This is a genomic window from Pseudomonas sp. SbOxS1 (genome assembly GCF_013416725.1).
Taxonomy (GTDB): Bacteria; Pseudomonadota; Gammaproteobacteria; order Pseudomonadales; family Pseudomonadaceae; genus Aquipseudomonas.
Map to the genome: position 1 here is coordinate 36,834 of NZ_JAAVXC010000002.1, position 17,205 is coordinate 54,038.

16 protein-coding genes are annotated in these 17,205 nt (G+C 59.3%); 6 read left to right on the forward strand and 10 right to left on the reverse strand.

Annotated elements, in window-relative coordinates:
• The 3 genes from HFK74_RS01090 to HFK74_RS01100 are packed head-to-tail and all read left to right on the forward strand — an operon-like array spanning nucleotide 1 to nucleotide 2,593.
• Nucleotides 1–1,074, forward strand: a complete 1,074-nt coding sequence (locus HFK74_RS01090) for a heme A synthase (protein WP_008064734.1) — start codon at nucleotides 1–3, stop codon at nucleotides 1,072–1,074.
• Nucleotides 1,062–1,961 carry a heme o synthase gene (gene cyoE, locus HFK74_RS01095; protein WP_008064733.1) on the forward strand — a complete coding sequence of 300 codons (900 nt, stop codon included), beginning with the start codon at nucleotides 1,062–1,064 and terminating at the stop codon, nucleotides 1,959–1,961. Before HFK74_RS01090 ends, cyoE begins: the two co-directional genes overlap by 13 nt.
• Nucleotides 1,958–2,593 (forward strand): SCO family protein, encoded by a 636-nt coding sequence (locus tag HFK74_RS01100; protein ID WP_180202011.1) that lies wholly within the window; start codon nucleotides 1,958–1,960, stop codon nucleotides 2,591–2,593. The genes cyoE and HFK74_RS01100 overlap by 4 nt, the downstream gene beginning before the upstream one ends.
• A 75-nt stretch (nucleotides 2,594–2,668) precedes the next feature.
• On the opposite strand, the gene HFK74_RS01105 is transcribed toward HFK74_RS01100, so the two are convergent.
• The 4 genes from HFK74_RS01105 to HFK74_RS01120 form a co-directional block, all read right to left on the reverse strand.
• Nucleotides 2,669–3,742: an RHS repeat-associated core domain-containing protein gene (locus HFK74_RS01105; protein ID WP_180202012.1), complete on the reverse strand. Its 1,074-nt coding sequence runs from the start codon at nucleotides 3,740–3,742 to the stop codon at nucleotides 2,669–2,671.
• A gap of 239 nt (nucleotides 3,743–3,981) precedes the next feature.
• Complete coding sequence (locus HFK74_RS01110) at nucleotides 3,982–4,755, reverse strand: MetQ/NlpA family ABC transporter substrate-binding protein (RefSeq protein WP_180202013.1); 774 nt, start codon at nucleotides 4,753–4,755, stop codon at nucleotides 3,982–3,984.
• An 89-nt stretch (nucleotides 4,756–4,844) separates the two neighbouring features.
• A complete protein-coding gene (locus HFK74_RS01115; RefSeq protein WP_008002212.1) occupies nucleotides 4,845–5,519 on the reverse strand; it encodes a methionine ABC transporter permease in 675 nt (224 codons plus the stop codon).
• Entirely contained in the window at nucleotides 5,519–6,526 is a 1,008-nt protein-coding gene (locus HFK74_RS01120; RefSeq protein WP_180202014.1) for a methionine ABC transporter ATP-binding protein, read from the reverse strand. The genes HFK74_RS01115 and HFK74_RS01120 overlap by 1 nt, the downstream gene beginning before the upstream one ends.
• A gap of 160 nt (nucleotides 6,527–6,686) precedes the next feature.
• On the opposite strand from HFK74_RS01120, the gene katE reads away from it, so the two are divergent.
• Nucleotides 6,687–8,873, forward strand: a complete 2,187-nt coding sequence (gene katE / locus HFK74_RS01125) for a catalase HPII (RefSeq protein WP_368738153.1) — start codon at nucleotides 6,687–6,689, stop codon at nucleotides 8,871–8,873.
• 75 nt (nucleotides 8,874–8,948) lie between these two features.
• Here katE and HFK74_RS01130 read toward each other — a convergent pair whose 3' ends face one another.
• Genes HFK74_RS01130 through zur form a run of 4 tightly spaced genes read right to left on the reverse strand, consistent with a single transcriptional unit; the run spans nucleotide 8,949 to nucleotide 11,754 of the window.
• A complete protein-coding gene (locus HFK74_RS01130; protein WP_180202016.1) occupies nucleotides 8,949–9,668 on the reverse strand; it encodes a PA5502 family lipoprotein in 720 nt (239 codons plus the stop codon).
• Nucleotides 9,669–9,705: 37 nt separating this feature from the next.
• Nucleotides 9,706–10,494 carry a zinc ABC transporter permease subunit ZnuB gene (gene znuB / locus HFK74_RS01135; protein WP_180202017.1) on the reverse strand — a complete coding sequence of 263 codons (789 nt, stop codon included), beginning with the start codon at nucleotides 10,492–10,494 and terminating at the stop codon, nucleotides 9,706–9,708.
• The gene (gene znuC / locus HFK74_RS01140) at nucleotides 10,487–11,272 is read right to left on the reverse strand and encodes a zinc ABC transporter ATP-binding protein ZnuC (protein ID WP_008064713.1); all 786 of its coding nucleotides are present in this window, start codon (nucleotides 11,270–11,272) and stop codon (nucleotides 10,487–10,489) included. Before znuC ends, znuB begins: the two co-directional genes overlap by 8 nt.
• Nucleotides 11,272–11,754, reverse strand: coding sequence for a zinc uptake transcriptional repressor Zur (gene zur, locus HFK74_RS01145; protein WP_180202018.1), 483 nt, complete (start codon nucleotides 11,752–11,754; stop codon nucleotides 11,272–11,274). Before zur ends, znuC begins: the two co-directional genes overlap by 1 nt.
• Nucleotides 11,755–11,811: 57 nt before the next feature.
• On the opposite strand from zur, the gene HFK74_RS01150 reads away from it, so the two are divergent.
• A complete protein-coding gene (locus HFK74_RS01150; RefSeq protein WP_368738150.1) occupies nucleotides 11,812–12,741 on the forward strand; it encodes a zinc ABC transporter substrate-binding protein in 930 nt (309 codons plus the stop codon).
• Nucleotides 12,742–12,850: 109 nt separating this feature from the next.
• Here HFK74_RS01150 and HFK74_RS01155 read toward each other — a convergent pair whose 3' ends face one another.
• The gene (locus HFK74_RS01155) at nucleotides 12,851–13,801 is read right to left on the reverse strand and encodes a homoserine kinase (RefSeq protein WP_180202020.1); all 951 of its coding nucleotides are present in this window, start codon (nucleotides 13,799–13,801) and stop codon (nucleotides 12,851–12,853) included.
• Between the two features lie 59 nt (nucleotides 13,802–13,860).
• The gene (locus tag HFK74_RS01160) at nucleotides 13,861–14,151 is read right to left on the reverse strand and encodes a DUF2782 domain-containing protein (RefSeq protein ID WP_180202021.1); all 291 of its coding nucleotides are present in this window, start codon (nucleotides 14,149–14,151) and stop codon (nucleotides 13,861–13,863) included.
• Nucleotides 14,152–14,225: 74 nt separating this feature from the next.
• Between HFK74_RS01160 and polA the strand changes: the two genes are divergently transcribed.
• Nucleotides 14,226–17,045: a DNA polymerase I gene (polA, locus tag HFK74_RS01165; RefSeq protein ID WP_180202022.1), complete on the forward strand. Its 2,820-nt coding sequence runs from the start codon at nucleotides 14,226–14,228 to the stop codon at nucleotides 17,043–17,045.
• Nucleotides 17,046–17,205: the final 160 nt, after the last annotated feature.

A 17,205-nucleotide genomic window follows, 5' to 3' on the forward strand; every position in this document is an offset into this window, starting at 1 on the left:
ATGGCCAAGCCTGGATTTCGCCTCGCACTGTTTGCCACCTTGCTGGCACTGATTGTGGTGTTGCTCGGTGCTTATACCCGCCTGACCCACGCAGGCTTGGGCTGTCCAGACTGGCCTGGCTGCTACGGCTTTATCAGCGTGCCCAAAAGCGAAGCGCAACTGGCCCATGCCGAATTGCATTTCCCGGACACGCCGGTAGAAGCCCATAAAGGCTGGAACGAGATGATCCATCGCTACTTCGCCGGCACGCTGGGGCTGCTTATTTCCGTGTTGGCAGGTCGGGCGTGGGTCCATCGCCGGCATCCAGGGCAACCGGTGAAGCTGCCGTTGTTCCTGCTGGCGGTGGTGTTTGCCCAAGCGGCGTTCGGCATGTGGACGGTAACGCTCAAGCTCTGGCCGCAAGTGGTCACCGGGCACCTGCTTGGCGGCTTTGCGACCTTGAGCCTGCTGTTTCTACTGACCTTGCGCCTGTCCGGCGTACTGCCCGCACTGACGGTACCGCGACGCCTGCAGTACTGGGCGACGGCGGGGTTGTTGCTGGTCATAGGGCAAATCGCCCTGGGTGGCTGGGTCAGCTCCAACTACGCCGCCGTGGCCTGCATCGACTTTCCGACTTGCCATGGTCAATGGCTGCCGCCTGCGGACTTCGCCAACGGTTTTCACCTGACCCAGCACATCGGCCCGAACTACCTCGGCGGCCAACTGGACAGCGACGCCCGCACCGCCATTCACCTGACCCACCGGATCGGCGCGCTGTTGGTGACCCTGGTACTGCTCGGTCTCGCCTGGCAACTGAAAGTCGTCGGCATGACGCGACTCGCCGGGTTGGTGCTGATCGCCCTCGCGGCGCAAATCACCCTGGGCATCAGCAACGTGCTATTGCACCTGCCGCTGCCGATTGCCGTCGCCCACAACGCCGGGGGCGCAGCGCTGTTGCTGACGATGGTGCTGGTCAATTACCACGCCCGGACCAGTCTGGTTCGGGTCAAGCAGCCGACACGCTGGCGCTTCAGCCCGCGTAAACATTCAGCCGGGCCCATAACAATAAAAGGAGAAATGCCGTGGCGATTCTGATCGGCGAACGCCCCAGCCAGGCGATCTGGCGGGACTACCTGGAGCTGACCAAACCGAAAGTGGTGGTGCTGATGCTCATCACTTCGCTGGTGGGGATGTTCCTCGCGACGCGCGCCGGAGTGCCGTGGACCGTGCTGGTGTTCGGTAACCTGGGCATTGCCTTGTGTGCGGGCGGTGCGGCAGCGGTCAACCATGTGGTGGACCGGCGGATCGATGCGGTCATGGCACGCACCCACAAGCGGCCGCTGGCCGAAGGCCGGGTGTCTCCGGCCGCTGCACTGACCTTTGCCCTGGTGCTGGCGCTGCTTGGCCAGGCCTTGTTGCTGGCCTTCACCAATCCGTTGACGGCGTGGCTGACCCTCGCCTCCCTGCTCGGCTACGCAGTGGTCTACACCGGTTTCCTCAAGCGTGCGACGCCGCAGAACATCGTTATCGGAGGCCTGGCCGGTGCCGCTCCGCCGCTGCTCGGCTGGACCGCCGCCACCGGCCACGTCAGCGCCGAACCACTGCTGCTGGTACTGATCATCTTCGCCTGGACCCCGCCGCACTTCTGGGCGCTGGCGATCCACCGCAAGGAGGAATATGCCAAGGCCGACATCCCGATGCTGCCGGTGACCCACGGCGAGCACTACACCAAAATCCACATCCTGCTTTATACCTGCGCGCTGCTGGCCGTCAGCCTGATGCCCTACGTGATCCACATGAGCGGCCTGCTCTACCTGGTCTGCGCCATCGGACTTGGCGCCAGATTCCTGCAATGGGCCGTGGTGCTGTACCGTGGCACTCGGCCGCACGCGGCGATCAACACCTTCAAGTACTCTATTTACTACTTGTTCCTGCTGTTCATCGCCCTGCTCGTTGACCACTACTTATTGTTGAACCTATGACCCGAACCCAGAAAACCGTCTTCATCCTTGTCGCCCTGATCGCGCTGGTCCTGGGCCTGACCATCAATAAAGTACTCTCCGGTAAAGGCCAGGGCGATCCGACGGCACTGATCGACGCCGGCATCATTCTCCTGCCGCAAAGCCGCAACCTGCCGGATGTGAAGATGACCGACCAGGATGGAAAACCGGTGGCGATCAACGAGCTCAAAGGCAAGTGGAGCCTGCTGTTCTTCGGCTACACCTTCTGCCCGGACATCTGCCCGACCACCCTCGCCCAACTGCGCCAGATCAAGAGCGAGCTACCGCCCGAGGCGGTGGACAAGTTGCAGATCGTGCTGGTCAGCGTCGATCCGCACCGCGATACGCCCAAGCAGCTCAAACAGTACCTGGGCTACTTCGATCCGCAGTTTGTCGGCCTGACGGCAACGTCGATAGAAGAACTGCAGAAAGTCGCCAATGCCGTGAGCATTCCGTTCATTCCGGCGGACACCAGCAAGCCGAACTACACCGTCGACCATAGCGGCAATCTCGCGGTCATTGGCCCGGACGGAACCCAGCGCGGATTTATTCGGGCGCCGTTGAACAATGTGAAGCTGGTGGCGCAGTTGCCGGTGATGCTTAACCGACAATAAATGCCAAAATTCTAAGGTTGACGACTTTACGAAGGTGCTCTTGCGACACCTTCGTCGGAAACTCGCGCTCATTATCTAAGCGAACTTATGATCTTTTAACTCAATGGTATTTGCTCCCAGCTTCTCTAATCGTCTCTTCACAGGTACAAGCGATTCAAAATCCGGTTTGAAATGACCCGATTTATTCGAGATAATAAAACTGTTATCATTTAATCGAATCAGCTCACCTGCGCTAATAACCTCATCGCTTTTCGCCAACACACTTAAACTTAAATGACCCTGACTCCCTACGAAAAGTTCCTTGTGCTTGGTGTAGATGAAGCTCACAGTGTTTGAACCATTTGCAACATACGGATCAAAATGAAACGACCTAGGCCACCTCTGTACTACATGCAACTGCTCAAGCGAGGTTACTTTCCTGATAGGTATAGGGATTCTACGTTTTGCACCTGCACTGTAAATAGCTTTTTTATATGAATTAATTACTGCTTTTTTTGGCACATTTGCATCCAGCACGAGTGAATATAACTTATATTTTTCCGAAGCTAGGGATGCTGGTAGAGAGAAGGAAGGCATTTTTCTGTTCCTTGATAAAAATGCACTTATTCGCCAGAAAGATAAATGTCCACTTTCATCAGAATAATTAACCGGGTCACCCAAGCAGTATGCATAAGGATTTACCCCTCCTTTCCCGAATGGGCTCATATTGTCCGCACTGTTGAATCGCATTAAAGCCGGGTTAAATGCCCGATAACCATTTCCCAACAAATAATGCCCCGTTACCGAATCTGGCCGTGCGCCGTTGAATCCCAACAAACTTAACAAGCCACCTCCCGCAATACGACAGCCATAAGGTGAATAGGCAATAGGTCTAGGGCGATTAGCTTTTACTATCTGCAGCACTGAGCGCATTTGGTCTGTCGCCAGCAATGACGTTTCCACTGCATCTCCATATCGATCTTGCTGAGCAAAAAGCTGTTCGTTTTGCTGAAAAATCGAACGCTGCACAACTCCTTGAATCTCCGTAGCCAAGCGATTTTTGCAGTAAAAACGCTGAAGTCCAACATCCCTTTCAGGTGTGACTCCTATGAGCCGATCCAGCGCATCGTAGTGATAGCGGCATAGGACTCCTTGAACTTGCGCAGACATAGGTTGAACTCCTGGCAATTACTAATCCACATGATTCAGCATCGGTAATGGGCGCAATTCTGTCTACTAGCAGAACTGATAGGGTGAAGGTCCGCACGGCCCTGTAGGAGCCAGGCTTGCCGGCGAAGGCGCCCGTGAGATCGCCTTCGCCGGCAAGCCGGGCTCCTACAAGGGACGGTGTTTCAGGCAAAAAAAATGGGGCGCATTCAATGCGCCCCATTTTTCGTTACAGCTTCAGATCAGAACGCCGGCACGACTGCGCCTTTGTACTTCTCAAGAATGAAGGCCTTCACTTCCGGGCTGTGCAAGGCAGCCACCAGTTTCTTCATCGCTTCGCTGTCCTTGTCGTCCGGACGGGCAACGAGGATGTTCACGTAAGGCGAGTCGCTGCCTTCGATGACCAGCGCGTCCTTGGCCGGATCGAGCTTGGCTTCCAGCGCGTAGTTGGTGTTGATCAGGGCCAGGTCGACCTGGGTCAGCACGCGCGGGATGGTCGCGGCTTCCAGCTCACGGAACTTAAGGTTCTTCGGGTTCTCGGTGATGTCCTTGACCGTCGACAGGATGTTGTTCGAATCCTGCAGCTTGATCACACCGGCCTTGGCCAGCAGCAACAGTGCACGACCGCCGTTGGTGGCGTCGTTCGGGATCACCACGGTAGCGGTGCTTGGCAGCTCTTCCAGGGTCTTGTACTTGCTGGAATAAGCGCCCAGAGGCTCCAGGTGCACACCGGCAACCGAGACCAGGTTAGTGCCCTTGGCCTTGTTGAATTCATCCAGGTACGGCTGGTGCTGGAAGAAGTTGGCATCAAGGCGTTTTTCCGCAACCTGTACGTTCGGCTGGATGTAGTCGGTGAAGACCTTGACCTTCAGGTCGACGCCTTCTTTGGCCAGGGCCGGTTTAACGAACTCGAGGATTTCCGCGTGTGGCACCGGGGTCGCGGCGACAGTCAGGGTGTCGGCGGCGTGGGCGGAAAAGGCTGCAACGGCAGCGAATGCGACGAGTAGTTTTTTCATTCAGCTAACTCCATGTGGGTACCCGCTTGCGGCACCCGTTTGGCGCCTGCCAGCGAATGGCCGGCTCATTTGTCATTTACGAGAACTTTTTATTTCCGAGAAAAATGCACAACCAGCTTGTCGCCGACGGTTTGCAGGACCTGCACCAGCACCAGCAGCAACACCACCGTGACCACCATCACGTCAGTCTGGAAACGCTGGTAACCGAAGCGGATCGCCAGGTCACCCAGACCACCGGCACCGACCACACCGGCCATTGCCGTGTAGGACACCAGTGTAATGGCCGTCACCGTAATCGCCGCGAAAATGCCCGGACGGGCTTCGGGCAGCAAGGCATTGGTGATGATCTGCCGCGTCGTCGCGCCCATGGCCTGGGTCGCTTCGATGATGCCGCGATCCACTTCGCGCAGGGCGGTTTCCACCAGTCGCGCGAAGAACGGCGTGGCACCGACCACCAGCGGCGGGATCGCGCCGGCGACGCCCAGGGACGTGCCAGTGATCAACACGGTGAACGGAATCATCACGATCAACAGAATGATGAAAGGCAGCGAACGCAGAATGTTCACCACCAGGGACAACATCGCGTAGACGCCTTTGGCTTCCAGCAACTGACGCGGGCTGCAGAGGAACAACAGCACGCCCAGCGGCAGGCCCAGCAACACGGTGAACAACAGCGAACCACCGAGCATCAGCAAGGTATCGCCGGTGGCCAGCCAGATTTCGAACCAGTCGATGTTGGCGAAGAAACTAGTCAGGGCTTCCATTAGCGCAGCACCTCCATGTGGACGTCGGCCACGGTGAAGCGGGCGAAGGCCGCTTCCATGTCACCGCCGGTCACGGCCAGGGTCAGTTGCCCGTAAGGGATGTCCTTGATGCGGTCGATACGACCGGCCAGGATGCTGTAGTCCACACCGGTTTCCCGAGCGACGGTACCCAGCAACGGTGCGTAGGTCGCTTCGCCCTGGAAGGTCAGACGCACGATGCGACCCGGCACGTGAGCGAAGTCGTCACGCTGTTCGCCTTCGTCGATCTGCTCGTCTTCTTGCACGAAGCGCTTGGTCGTCGGGTGTTTCGGATGCAGGAACACCTCGGCGACCGAACCTTGCTCGACGATCACGCCAGCGTCCATGACGCCGACCTGGTCGCAGACCCGGCGGATCACGTCCATTTCATGGGTGATCAGCACGATGGTCAGCTTCAGCTCGCGATTGATCTCGGCCAGCAATTGCAGGACCGATGCCGTGGTCTGCGGGTCCAGTGCACTGGTGGCTTCGTCGCACAGCAGAATTTTCGGCTTGGTCGCCAGGGCGCGGGCAATGCCGACACGCTGTTTCTGACCACCGGACAACTGCGCCGGATACTTGTTGGCATGATCGGACAAGCCGACCCGGGCCAACAATTCCGCCACGCGCTGGTCGATGTCGCGGCGGGAAATTTCACCGGCCAGCGTCAGCGGCAGCGCAACGTTGTCAGCAACGGTCTTGGACGCCAGCAGGTTGAAGTGCTGGAAAATCATCCCGACCTGCTGACGGAAACGGCGCAGTCCGTTGGCGTCGAGCGCGGTGACTTCTTCGCCGTCCACGATGATCTTGCCGCCGCTGGAATTTTCCAGGCGATTGATCAGACGCAGCAGGGTACTTTTTCCCGCACCGGAATGGCCGATCAGGCCAAAGACCTGACCATTCTCAATCGTCAGACTGGTCGGATGCAGGGCGGGAATATCCTTACCGGCGACGCGGTAGGTTTTATGGACGTTTTGAAACTCGATCACGTAGCGAACCTTGTGGGGCGCGTTGGAAAAGGGTCAGCGGTTAGCCGGGCGCGCATTTTAGCCTGTCCGTATAGCAGTTCTTAGCATTTATTTCGCATTCGACCAGTCATTTGGCAATAACGCGATCAAAGGTCAGATAAAAGGAACGGCTAAAAACGCCATCAGTCACTACTTAGGCAACTCGAATTCAGCCGAGGAGTCACGCCTGATGAGTACTAAAAAGCCTGCCGCGCCAAAGAGCGACCTGGCCGGGACCGATACCCTGGACCGCAATAACACTAACGCCAAGCTCGACAGCCTGGAAAAATTCCGCTCCGACGCCACCGGCCAGGCCTTGCGTACCAATCAGGGCGTGAAGGTGGCCGACAACCAGAACACCTTGAAAGCCGGCGCCCGTGGGCCGTCGCTGCTGGAAGATTTCATCATGCGTGAAAAGATCACGCATTTTGACCATGAACGCATTCCCGAGCGCATCGTTCATGCCCGCGGGACGGGGGCCCATGGTTACTTCCAGAGTTATGAGAATCACAGCGTCTTGACCAAAGCCGGATTCCTGCAGGACCCCGGTAAAAAGACGCCCGTATTCGTGCGTTTTTCCACGGTGCAGGGCCCTCGCGGGTCAGGCGATACCGTGCGTGATGTACGTGGCTTCGCCGTGAAATTCTTCACCGATGAAGGCATCTACGACCTGGTGGGCAACAACATGCCGGTGTTTTTCATCCAGGACGCCATCAAGTTCCCTGACTTCGTCCACGCGGTGAAACCCGAGCCCCACAACGAAATACCCACCGGCGGCTCCGCCCACGACACCTTCTGGGACTTTGTTTCGTTGCAGCCGGAATCGGCGCACATGGTGATCTGGGCCATGTCCGACCGGGCGATCCCCAAAAGCCTGCGCAGCATGCAGGGCTTCGGGGTTCACACCTTCCGCATGATCAATGCCGAAGGAAAATCGCGCTTCGTCAAGTTTCACTGGCGCCCTGCCGCGGGTACCTGTTCGCTGGTGTGGGATGAAGCGCAAAAGCTTGCGGGCAAAGACACGGACTACCATCGTCGCGACCTCTGGGAGGCCATCGAGACGGGTGACTATCCGGAATGGGAGCTGGGCGTACAGGTGGTGGAGGAAGAAAACGAACACGCCTTCGATTTCGACATCCTCGACCCAACCAAGCTCATCCCTGAAGAGATCGTACCCATCACCCCGCTGGGCAAAATGGTGTTGAACCGCAATCCGGACAACTTTTTTGCCGAAACCGAACAGGTCGCGTTCTGCCCGGGGCATATCGTGCCGGGGATCGATTTCTCCAACGATCCGCTGCTGCAGGGCCGGCTGTTTTCCTACACCGACACGCAGATCAGCCGACTCGGTGGCCCGAATTTTCACGAGATTCCGATCAACCGAACGATTTCCCCCCTGCACAATGGCCAGCGGGATGCACTGCACCGCACCACCATCGACAAGGGCCGTGCGGCCTACGAGCCAAACTCAATCGATAGTGGCTGGCCGAAAGAAACCCCGCCCGCAGCGCAAGATGGCGGCTTCGAGAGTTACGCCGAGCGCATCGACGCCAACAAGATCCGTCAGCGCAGCGAGTCGTTCAGCGACCACTTCTCCCAGGCGCGGCTGTTTTTCCACAGCATGAGCAAGCATGAGCAAGAACACATCATCGCTGCGTACAGCTTCGAGCTGGGCAAGGTTGAGCGAGAGTTCATTCGGGCAAGGGAAGTGAATGAAATCCTGGCCAACATCGATCTGGAGCTGGCCAAGCGGGTGGCCCAGAACCTCGGACTTGCAGTGCCGAAAGCGGGGACCGTCGATGTGCCGAAAACGTCCCTGGAACGTTCGCCGGCCCTGAGTCAGGCCAACCTGCTGCCAGGCGATATCAAAACCCGCAAAGTAGCGATCCTGGCCGCCGATGGCGTAGATGGGGCCGCAATCGATGCCATGAAGAAAGCGCTCGAAGCTGAAGGGGCGCATGCCAAATTGCTCGGCCCGACCTCGGCACCGGTGAAAACTTCCGATGGCAAGTCGCTGCCGGTGGATGCGTCCATGGAAGGCTTGCCTTCAGTGGCATTCGATGCGGTGTTCGTGCCCGGGGGCGCGGCATCGATCAAGGCGCTGGGCACTGATGGCGTGGCGTTGCATTACGTGCTGGAGGCTTACAAGCATTTGAAAGCGATTGCGTTGGATGGCGAGGCGAAGCAGTTGCTGGATGTGTTGAAGCTGGAGGTTGATGCGGGGTTGATTGTTGGTACGGATGCTAAGTTGGCCAAGGCGTTTTTTGTGGCGATTGGTCAGCATCGGGTTTGGGACAGGGAACCCAAGGCCAAGGCGATTCCGGCTTAGGTTATTTGTTGAACGGGGAGGACGCCTTCGCGGGCAAGCCCGCTCCTACAGGAGCGGGGCTTGCCCGCGATGCTTTTAAGGCTGCTTGCGAGGGCTAAGAACAATCTGCGCCGGAACGCTGCGAATAATCTGCCGCTCCAGATTCAGATCAAACTGCGGATCAAGCTTCTTCACCCGCTTGGTCAGCAAGTTAGCCACCCATGGATAATCATCCGTACGCGGCACCTGAATGCTCACGTCGCACTGAAAATTCACCACATCGGCGGCAATAGCATCCAGTTGACGACGCATTTTCCCCATTTCGGTGATTTTCAGCTTCACCGTGGTGCTTTCAGCCTCTGGGTCAATGACCTTGGCTTTGCGCTTGGCTTCGGCGGACTTGAGGTCTGCTTCGGCCTTTTCCAGCTCAGCCTTGCGGGCTTGTGCGATGGCACCGTTGACGCCACCGGTCAGCGCAGGCGCTTTAGGCATCAAGACCCGGGCCCGGGCCAATGCGGTGGCAGCAGCGTTTACATCGCCTTTTTGCAGCACGATCTGGCTACGCAGCAGGTAGGCTTCGGCGAGTTGACGCTGGTATTGCTCAAGGGATTGATCGTTGGGGGACTCGGCCTGCAACGCGCCCAATTGACCTTCGGCCGTGGCCAGATCGCTGCTGGCCAGGCTTTGTTCCAGCTGTGCAATAGCCGTGGCCCGCGCATCCGGGGCCTCGGGGGCTGCCGGTGGCGTGCTTTGGCAAGCGCCCAGCAGCAAAGAAAATGCGACAAGGAGCAGATAACGGGAGGCGAACGACTTCATTCCTGCGACTCTCTATTTGCGCAAAAAACGAGCAAGTCTACACCCCTCGACGGGGCAGAACAAAACTCAGCAGAAACAGCGCGGCGGCCACCACTACAATCGACGGGCCCGCCGGGGTGTCCTTGAACCAGGACAGCGCCAGTCCACCACACACGGCGAGTATGCCCAGCAGGCTGGCGCCCAGTGCCATCTGCTCCGGTGAGCGGGCGTGACGTTGTGCCGCCGCTGCCGGAATGATCAACAACGAGGTGATCAGCAACACACCGACGATTTTCATCGCCACGGCAATCACCACGGCGATCAACAGCATCAGCGCCAGGCGCAGTCCCGCCACCGGCAGTCCTTCAACCCTCGCCAACTCTTCGTGCACGGTGATTGCCAGCAATGGCCGCCACAACGTCACTAACAACGCCAGCACCGCGGCGCTGCCACCGAGGATCCACGCCAGATCGGTCGGACTGATCGCCAGCAAGTCACCGAACAGATAGGCCATCAGGTCGATCCGCACTTCGTGCATGAAGCTTAGTACCACCAAGCCCAAAGAGAGGGTGCTGGGCGCGAGAATTCCCAAAAGCGTGTCGGAGGCCAGCGGCTGGCGCTGTTGCAAGGTCACCAGCAACACCGCCAACAGCAGGCAGCCGACGGTGACTGCAACCGTCGGGCTGACATCGAGCAGAAAGCCCAACGCCACGCCCAGCAATGCCGCGTGGGACAGGGTGTCGCCGAAATAGGCCATGCGCCGCCAGACCACGAAGGAGCCCAAGGGGCCCGCCACAACCGCCAGGGCCAGGCCTGCAAGCAGGGCGTAGAGCAGAAAATCAGCCATGCTTGCAGCTATCTCCGTGAACATGGTTATGGCCCGACGCGGGCGCCTTGACCACCGAACCGTGCAAATCGTGGGCGTGGTCGTGGTGGTGGTGATAAATCGCCAGGCTTTGTGCGTTTTTTCCGAACAGTTCGACGAATGCCGGATCGCCGCTGACCTGCTCGGGGTGGCCGGAGCAGCAGACATGGCGATTCAGGCAAACCACCTGGTCGGTGGTGCTCATCACCAGGTGCAGGTCGTGGGAAACCATCAACACACCGCAGCCGTGACGGTCTCGCAGGCGCGTGATCAGGCTATAGAGCTCGGCCTGACCGGCCACGTCGACGCCTTGTACCGGTTCGTCGAGCACCAGCAATTCCGGCTCGCGCAACAACGCCCGAGCCAGCAGGACGCGTTGCATTTCACCGCCGGAAACACTTTGCACGGGGCTGTCGATCACCTGTTCGGCGCCGACTTCCTTGAGCGCGGCCAAGGCCATCGCACGGTCCACACCCGGCACCAGACGCAAGAAGCGCAGCACCGAGAGCGGCAAGGTTGGATCGACATGCAGTTTTTGCGGCATGTAGCCGACCCGCAGTTTCGGCTTGCGCCAGACACTGCCGCTGTCGGGTTTCAACAAGCCGAGCACGGCGCGCACCAGGGTGGTCTTGCCGGCGCCATTAGGGCCGATCAGGGTCACGATCTGCCCGGGCTCTACGCTCAGTTCGATGTTATCCAGCACAGGTTGCCCGGCAAAGGTGACGGCAACCTGCTCGAGGCGGATCAGCGCGTTGCTCATCAAGCCCCCTGGCAGCCCGAACAGAGACCGATCACTTCGACGGTCTGGCCTTCGACAACAAACCCCACGTCCTTGGCGCTGGCGATGATCGCGTCGCTGATGGATTTCTGTTCGAGTTCGATGGCGGCGTGGCATTCACGGCAGATCAGGAACTGCCCCTGGTGCACGTGCGTCGGGTGATTGCAGCCGATGAAGGCGTTGAGCGAGGAGATACGGTGTACCAGGCCGTTTTCCAGCAGGAAATCCAGTGCGCGGTAGACCGTTGGTGGTGCGGCCCGGCGCCCGTCCTGTTCACTGAGGACCGCGAGAATGTCGTAGGCCCCCAGTGGCTTATGGCTTTGCCATACCAGTTCCAGCACCCGCCGACGCAATGCGGTCAGGCGCAAACCCTGGCGCGCGCACAAGGCATCGGCCTCAGACAGTGCGCTGTGGACGCAATGTGAGTGGTCGTGGGGACGGCTGGCAATCGGTGTTTTAGGCATGAGCGGCGACGAGTTTTGTGAGAGACGTTATTATGTTACCCGTTCTCGCCTCTTCGAGTGGTCATCGTGTCCCGACTTTTTTCCATCTTTGTCGCAATTTTCACCAGTTTTCTGCTGATTGGTTCGGCGCAAGCCGAGGTCAAGGTCCTCACCAGCATCAAGCCACTACAGCTGATCGCCGCTGCCGTACAGGACGGTGTGGCGATCCCGGAAGTCTTGCTGCCACCCGGCGCCTCGCCGCATAACTATGCCTTGCGTCCATCCGACGTACGGAAAGTGCAATCGGTGGATCTGCTGTACTGGATCGGGCCGGACATGGAAGGATTCATGCCTCGCGTGCTCAATGGTCGTACCTTGCCCAGCGTCGCAGTGCAAAATTTGCCCGGTCTAAAATTGCGTCACTTCGCGGAAGATAACCACTCCCACGCCGAAGAAGCCGACGAACACGACCACGATCACCGTCCGGGCAGCCTGGATGCGCATTTGTGGCTGTCGCCGGTCAACGCCCGGGTGATCGCGGCGAAAATGACCGAGGACCTGAGCGCCGCCGACCCGGCCAATGCAGCCCGTTACCAAAGCAACCTCAAGGCCTTCGGTGAGCGTCTCGACGCCCTGGACCTGCGCCTGAAGAAACGTCTGGCCAGTATTGAAGGCAAACCTTACTTCGTGTTCCATGAGGCCTTCGACTACTTCGAAGACGCCTACGGCCTCAAGCACGCTGGCGTGTTCAGTGTTGCGGCGGAAGTACAGCCGGGCGCCCAGCATGTTGCGGCGATGCGCGCGCGGTTGCAGGAAGTCGGTAAAACCTGTGTGTTCAGCGAGCCACCCCTGCGCCCACGCCTGGCGGAAACCTTGGTGGCCGGGCTACCGGTGAAACTGGCGGAGCTGGATGCGCTGGGCGGGTACACGCCAGCGACGGCCCAGGGGTATGAGCAGGTGCTGGAGAAGCTGGGGAATGATCTGGCGGGGTGCCTGGAGTCGTTGTAACAACCCATAACCTGTGGCGAGGGGATTTATCCCCGTTGGACTGCGCAGCAGCCCCTCTTTTTGGGGCCGCTGCGCAGCCCAACGGGGATAAATCCCCTCGCCACAATGTTTAGAGGGCGAAAGGCAATGGCGTGTTGACCGTCTGACGCTGCGCCAAACGCTGCTCAAACTCCATCGGATCGTGAATCAACACGTCCTGCCCGGCAAACGACTCCGCCGCGATCAACCGTGACAACCAGAAACGCACACACGCCACCCGCAACATCGTCGGCCACAACTCAGCCTCGGCCGCGGTAAACGGTCGCAATGCGGCATAAGCCCCCAGCAGTGCCCGCGCCCGTGGGCCGTCGATCAAGCCGTCGTCGTCGGAACACCAGTCGTTCAAGGCAATCGCCACGTCGTAGAGCATCGGCCCCGAACAGGCGTTGTAGAAATCAATCAGCCCGGTCAGGTGCGTGCCTTCGAACATCGCGTTATCGCGGAACAGGTCGGCGTGGATGTTGGCCCGAGGCAGCGCCAGGATTTTCTCTTTCTGCTGGGTGATTTCTTCCAGCGCCCGCTCCAGCAAAGCTTTCTGCCCGGCATTGAGGTGCGACAGGAATTGCGCGCCCTCTTCCAGCATCCAGTCCAGGCCACGATCGGTCTTGCGCTTGATCATCTTGGCCTGGGTCGCCAGGTGCAGGTGGGCAAGCAACTCGCCGACTTGCGCGCAATGCTGTGCGTTGGCTTGCTTGATGTGCTTGCCGGCCAGGCGTGGTTGCAGCAGCGCAGGCTTGCCGGCCAGCTCGCGCAACGCGACGCCGTCGGTGGTGCGCAGTGCGTAAGGCACCGGCAGGTCGGCTTCGTGCAGCACGTCGAGCAATTCGATGAAGAACGGCATCTCCTGGACCGGGCCGCGCTCGACCAGGGTCAGGACGAATTCGCCCTGCTCCAGGCTGATAAAGAAATTGGTGTTTTCGCTACCGGCGGCAATCCCCTGGAAATCAAGCAGGCGGCCGAGGCCATAAGGGGCGAGAAAAGCTTCCAGCTCGGGCCGAGCCAGGGGGGTAAACACAGACATGATTAAAACTGCCAGTACGAGGCGCCGCTCTTGAGCCAACGCCGATTGAAATTAAGAAACTACTTCCACTCAAAGATCTTCCACGACGGTATCAGCATATCCGGCTGATCCGAGCGGATGAAGTTACCGTCCGATCCATCGGCGCGCACCAGAAAATAGGGTTTGCCGACGCTCGGAGTGACCTTGATGGCGTAGAGAAAACCGTTCTGACGGTACTCCTGAATCGTTTTGTCGCCTTCCGTGCGAATGGTTACTTCCGGATCTGGCGATGGCGCATCGTCCGCCGCCATGGCGGCCAACGGAGTGACTGCAAACAACCCAGCCAGCAACAGGCGATTTAGTGTGCGCATGATAACCTTGTCCCTTTGTCGTCAACGGTCCCGCTATTCTAGCGCCGGACCCGCCGAAAAGGTTGATCCTGCTCATGAGCCAAGCCCCCCTCGTCCTGGTGGACGGTTCTTCTTACCTGTACCGCGCCTTTCACGCGCTGCCACCGCTGACCACGTCCAAAGGCCTGCCCACCGGCGCGGTCAAGGGCGTGTTGAACATGCTCAAGAGTCTGCGCAAGCAGTACCCGGACAGTCCCTTCGCCGTGGTGTTCGACGCCAAGGGTGGGACATTTCGCGATGACATGTACGCCGAATACAAGGCCAACCGGCCAAGCATGCCCGATGACATGCGTGTGCAGATCGAACCCCTGCATCAAAGCGTGATCGCCCTGGGCTTCCCGCTGCTGTGCGTTGAAGGCGTCGAGGCCGATGACGTGATCGGCACGCTGGCCCGCAGCAGCGCGGCGGCCGATCGCCCAGTGGTCATCTCCACCGGTGACAAGGACATGGCGCAACTGGTCGACGGCCACATTACCTTGGTCAATACCATGACCGGTAGCAGCATGGACGTAGACGGCGTGAAGGAGAAATTTGGCGTCGCTCCCGAGCAGATCATCGATTATCTGGCACTCATGGGCGATTCTTCCGACAACATTCCAGGCGTTCCGGGCATAGGCCCAAAGACCGCTTCCGGCCTGCTGGTGGGTGTGAATGGCGGACTGACCGAGCTCTACGCGCAGCTCGACATCGTCCCTACCCTGCCGATCCGCGGTGCCAAGAACCTGCCGGCCAAGCTCGAAGAGCACAAGGAGATGGCGTTCCTCTCCTATCAACTGGCGACCATCAAGGTCGATGTGCCGCTGGACATTGGCCTCGACGATTTGCAAATGGGCCCGGAAGATCCGGCCAAACTCTACGAGCTTTATTCGCTGCTGGAATTCAAAAGCTGGCTGAACGATCTCGATCGGGACGCCAAACGTCTTGAACTGAGCGCTGCTGCCTCCAAGCCCGAGCCGGTAGTCGATCTGTTCAGTGCCACCGAAGCCGAAACCGAAGCCGAGGTGCCGCCGGCCACGTCAGAAGCCCGTTACGAGACCATCCTCGACCAGGCGCGATTCGACGTCTGGCTGGATAAACTGAAGAACGCCAAACTGTTCGCCTTCGACACCGAAACCACCGGCATCGACGCGCAGCAGGCGCAATTGGTGGGCTTGTCGTTTGCGGTGCAAGCCAACGAAGCGGCCTACATCCCGTTGACCCACTCCTACATCGGTGTGCCTCAGCAACTGGATCGCGACACCGTCCTGCGCGCCCTCAAGCCGATCCTGGAAGACCCTAACAAGCTCAAGGTCGGCCAGCACGCCAAGTTCGACATGAACATCCTGGCCAACTGCGCCATCGGTGGCGATCAGGCAAACGGCATCACCGTGCGCGGCGTCGCGTACGACACCATGCTCGAATCCTATGTGCTCAACTCCACGGCCACCCGCCATGACATGGACAGCCTGGCGCTGAAGTACCTGGATCACACCACCGTGAGCTTCCAGGACATCGCCGGCAAAGGCGTGAAGCAGCTGACGTTCGATCAAATCGCGCTGGAGCAGGCCGGGCCTTACGCCGCCGAAGACGCGGACATCACCCTGCGCCTGCACCAGGCCCTGTTCGAAAAACTGACCGCCATCCCGACCCTGGCTAGCGTGCTGACCGACATCGAAATGCCCCTGGTACCGGTGCTCGCACGTATCGAACGCCAGGGCGCGTTCGTGGATGCCGCCCTGCTGGGCGTGCAGAGCATCGAACTGGGCGACAAGATGGTAGCGCTGGAGCGTGAAGCCTTCGAGATTGCCGGTGAGGAATTCAACTTGGGCTCACCCAAGCAGCTCGGCGTGATCCTCTACGAGAAGCTCGGGCTGCCGGTGCTGAAAAAGACCGCCAAGGGCCAGCCGTCCACCGCCGAAGAAGTGCTGGCCAAGCTGGCCGAGGACGACTATCGGTTGCCCAAGGTGCTGATGGAATACCGCTCCATGAGCAAGCTCAAAAGCACCTACACCGATCGCCTGCCGGAACAGATCAATCCGCGCACCGGACGCATCCACACCTCCTATCACCAGGCCGTGGCGTCCACCGGGCGCCTTTCGTCCAGCGACCCGAACCTGCAGAACATTCCGGTGCGCACTGCCGAAGGGCGGCGCATCCGCCAGGCCTTCGTCGCCCCGAAAGGCTACAAGCTGCTGGCGGCCGACTATTCGCAGATCGAGCTGCGGATCATGGCACACCTGTCCCGCGATGAAGGCCTGATGAATGCCTTCCGCAATAACCTGGACGTGCACACCGCCACCGCTGCCGAGGTTTTCAAGGTCGAGCTCAACCAGGTCACCTCCGACCAGCGGCGCGGCGCCAAGGCGATCAACTTCGGCCTGATCTACGGCATGGGTGCGCAGAAACTCGGCAAGGACATCGGCGTCGATACCAAGACCGCCAAGGCCTATATCGATACCTATTTCGCCCGTTATCCAGGCGTTCGTGAGTACATGGATCGCACCCGCGCCCAGGCGGCGGATCAAGGGTATGTGGAAACGTTCTTCGGGCGTCGGCTGTACCTGCCTGAAATCAATTCCAACAAGCCGCAGGAGCGCGCCGCCGCTGAACGCACGGCAATCAACGCGCCGATGCAAGGCACAGCAGCCGACATCATCAAGAAAGCCATGGTCGCCGTGGATGACTGGCTGACCTCGTCAGGCCTGGACGCCAGGGTCATCCTGCAGGTGCACGATGAATTGGTACTCGAGGTGCGCGAGGACCTGGTCGAACAGGTCAGCAAGGAGATTCGCCTGCACATGAGCGGCGCGGCGAAACTGGATGTGCCATTGCTGGTCGAAGTCGGGGTGGGCAATAACTGGGATGAGGCGCACTGAGTGGAGACTCTGCTGCGGCATGATGCCACGGCAGACCACGTAGAAGCTGCTTAGTCCAAAAGGCGCTTGGGGTTATTCCAAAGCTTCTGAAAAAAAACTGAACTTATCTGGCCACGGCCACTCAGATTTACTGAATGGCTGGTGAAGCCCTTCGATGCTC